We start from the raw sequence: 472 nt of genomic DNA, 5'->3' as shown, positions 1-472 counted from the left end.
CACAATTCCCGGAAGCTTCTCTCCGTAGATCTCGTGGGCTTTTTTAAAGCAGATATCCCGGAGATCCTGATCGGAGTTTGGGATCACCGGCGGAAATTTATCCGGATGGATAGGCGATATTTTTTCAATCATGTCAGCAATCTTATTGGTGTTGGTAATCACAACCTCTTCTGCCTTTTCGCTTCCCAGATAGGAAAATTCCTCCAGCATCTCTTCTGTGGTACGAAGATAAAGAGGTGCCTGATTATCCGCATCAGAAAATCCGTTTCCCGCCATGATAATGCGCCGGTAAATCTCGTCCTGAGGATCCATAAAATGAACGTCGCAGGTTGCCACCACTGGCTTTTTAAACTGCTCGCCCAGCTTTACGATTTTTTTGTTCAGCTCAATCAGGTCTGCCTCTGAATTTACGGTATCATTTTTGTCACTGGCGATCATAAAGGCATTGTTTCCCAGGGGCTGGATTTCCAGA

At 45.8% G+C, this 472-nt stretch carries 1 pseudogene; it reads right to left on the bottom strand.

The annotated features are described in order from the left end of the window. Positions 1–472, bottom strand: a pseudogene (locus QVP40_RS13465) (PolC-type DNA polymerase III); the annotation flags it as partial.

This window comes from Blautia sp. CAG:257, from assembly GCF_000433815.1.
GTDB classification, from domain to species: domain Bacteria; phylum Bacillota; class Clostridia; order Lachnospirales; family Lachnospiraceae; genus Blautia_A; species Blautia_A caecimuris.
Note: the sequence above shows the minus strand (reverse complement) of the source record. Positions and strands in the feature narration are given on the sequence as shown.